The organism is Pseudomonas sp. NPDC087336 (genome assembly GCF_044744285.1).
Lineage (GTDB): Bacteria > Pseudomonadota > Gammaproteobacteria > Pseudomonadales > Pseudomonadaceae > Aquipseudomonas.
This window is the reverse complement of record NZ_JBIUYA010000071.1, coordinates 1-2,644: the sequence shown is the minus strand read 5'-3', so window position 1 is coordinate 2,644 and position 2,644 is coordinate 1. Positions and strand designations below refer to the sequence as shown.

Annotated in this window: 2 protein-coding genes; both read left to right on the top strand. The window is 61.0% G+C overall.

The features are described from left to right. Positions 1-226 precede the first annotated feature (226 nt). Entirely contained in the window at positions 227-1,741 is a 1,515-nt protein-coding gene (istA, locus tag ACIO0C_RS31180; RefSeq protein ID WP_401318352.1) for an IS21 family transposase, read from the top strand. A 20-nt stretch (positions 1,742-1,761) separates the two neighbouring features. Next, positions 1,762-2,517 (top strand): IS21-like element ISPsy14 family helper ATPase IstB, encoded by a 756-nt coding sequence (gene istB / locus ACIO0C_RS31175; protein WP_401318350.1) that lies wholly within the window; start codon positions 1,762-1,764, stop codon positions 2,515-2,517. Positions 2,518-2,644 lie beyond the last annotated feature (127 nt).

Sequence of the window (2,644 nt, the reverse complement as noted above, 5' to 3'; positions counted from 1 at the left end):
TGGGGATTCCATGCGCACTTGGACACCCATTCCACGAACACTTGGACAGCGATTCCACGCTGACTTGGACACTCATTCCACGGCCACTTGGACACTGATTCCACGAGCACTTGGACAGTGATCTCTCATTGATCCGACCCAAGCTCAGGCAGGCAGCAACGCAGGATTATTCACTACCATCGAACTCTTTTCTCGAAGCGAAGAGGTCGTCGTGGAGCGTATATCCATGCGTAAAATCCGAGAGGTACTACGCTTAAAGTTCGACGCCGGCCTGTCCGTGCGCAAAATTGCTACCAGCCTGCGCATTAGCAGCGGCAGTGCCGGCAATTACCTGCACCGCTTCAACGCTTGCGGGCTGACTTGGCCCACGCCGTTGTCGGACGCCGAACTGGAGCGATGTCTGTTCCCGCCAGCGCCGACGGTTCCCAGCGATCAACGTCCGATGCCGGACTGGGCTCATGTCCACGCCGAGTTACGCCGTCCCGGCGTCACCTTGGCCCTGCTCTGGCAAGAGTATCGGCTCACCCATCCGCAAGGCTTCCAATACAGCTGGTTCTGCGAGCACTACCGCCTCTGGGCTGCCAAGGTCGACGTGGTCATGCGCCAGGAACACCGTGCTGGCGAAAAGCTGTTTGTCGATTACGCCGGCCAGACCGTGCCGGTCATTGATCGGCGAACCGGCGAGATCCGCCAGACGCAGATCTTCGTCGCCGTCCTCGGCGCGTCCAGCTACACCTTCGCCGAGGCCACCTGGTCGCAGAAACTGCCTGACTGGCTGGGCTCGCACGTACGCTGCTTCGCCTTTCTCGGCGGTACATCGCAGATCCTGGTACCGGACAATCTGCGCAGCGGCGTCACCAAGGCGCATCGCTACGAGCCGGATATCAACCCCAGTTACCGCGATCTCGCCGAGCATTACGGCGTAGCCGTGCTGCCCGCGCGCTCGCGTAAACCCAAGGACAAAGCCAAGGTTGAAGTCGGCGTACAGGTCGTCGAGCGGTGGATCCTGGCGGTGCTGCGCAACCGCCAGTTCTTCTCCTTGGGCGAACTCAACACAGCCATCGCGCTGCTGCTGGATCGCCTCAATCAGAAGCCCTTCAAGAAGCTGCCCGGCTCACGCCGCTCGGCCTTCGAGACCATCGACCAACCCGCGCTGCAATCGTTGCCGGAGCATCCTTATGTCTACGCCGAATGGAAAAAGGTACGAGTGCACATCGACTACCACGTCGAGGTCGACGGCCATTACTACTCGGTGCCGTACCAGCTGGTGAAGCAGCAACTCGAAGTGCGGCTGACTGCGCAGACTGTCGAGTGCTTCCACGCCAACCAGCGCGTGGCCAGCCATCTGCGCTCGCAACATAAAGGCCGCCACACCACCCAAACCGAGCACATGCCCAAGAGCCACCGCGAACACGCCGAGTGGACGCCACAACGACTGATCCGCTGGGCAGAGCAGACGGGCCCAAATACGGCCGGCGTCATCGCCTACATCCTCGAACGCCGAATCCATCCGCAGCACGGCTTTCGCGCCTGCCTGGGCATCTTGCGCCTGAGCAAACAGCACGGCGAAGAGCGGCTGGAAGCCGCTTGCCAGCGTGCGCTGGCACTGGGCGCGTGCAGTTACAAAAGCCTCGAATCAATCCTGCGCCAAGGGCTGGAAAGGCTGCCGCTGGCCCAGCAAAACCTGCCGTTATTGCCCGAAGAACACATCAACCTGCGCGGCCCTGGCTACTACCACTGACCTGAAAAAGGAGCACCAAAATGCTGCCCAACCCGACACTCGACAAGCTACAAACCCTGCGCCTGCACGGCATGATCAAGGCGCTTGGCGAACAACACGCAACGCCTGATATCAACGATCTTAGCTTCGACGAACGCCTCGGTCTGATGGTCGACCGCGAGCTGACCGAGCGCGAAGACGCACGCCTGACTACTCGCCTCAAGGCCGCACGACTGCGCCATAACGCCTGCCTGGAAGACATCGACTACCGCAGCCCGCGCGACCTGGACAAATCTCTGATCCTGCAACTGGGTAGCGGCCAGTGGCTGCGCGACGGCCTGAACCTGATCATCGGCGGCCCAACTGGCGTAGGCAAAACCTGGCTCGCCTGCGCGCTGGCTCATAAGGCCTGCCGCGACGGTTACAGCGTGCGTTATCTGCGCTTGCCGCGCTTGATGGAAGAACTAGGCCTGGCCCACGGCGACGGCCGCTTCGCGAAACTGATGGCGGGTTATGCTAAGACCGACTTGCTGATCCTGGACGACTGGGGCCTGGCGCCGTTTACCGCTGCGCAACGGCGCGACATGCTTGAACTGCTGGACGACCGCTACGGCAACCGCTCGACGCTAGTGACCAGCCAGATGCCAGTGGACAAATGGCACGCACTGATCGGCGATCCGACCTTGGGCGATGCGATCCTCGACCGGCTGGTGCACAACGCTTATCGGATCGAACTGAAGGGCGAATCGATGCGCAGACGCGCAACGAAATTGACGGCGACGGGGACTTCAGACTAACAATGCAAACCTGCGTCGCTGCGCTCCGACTGCCTGTCCAAGTGGACGTGGATCAGGTGTCCAAGTGAGCATGGAACGAGTGTCCAAATGATCGTGGGCTGAGTGTCCAAGTGTCGTAGAATCCGCA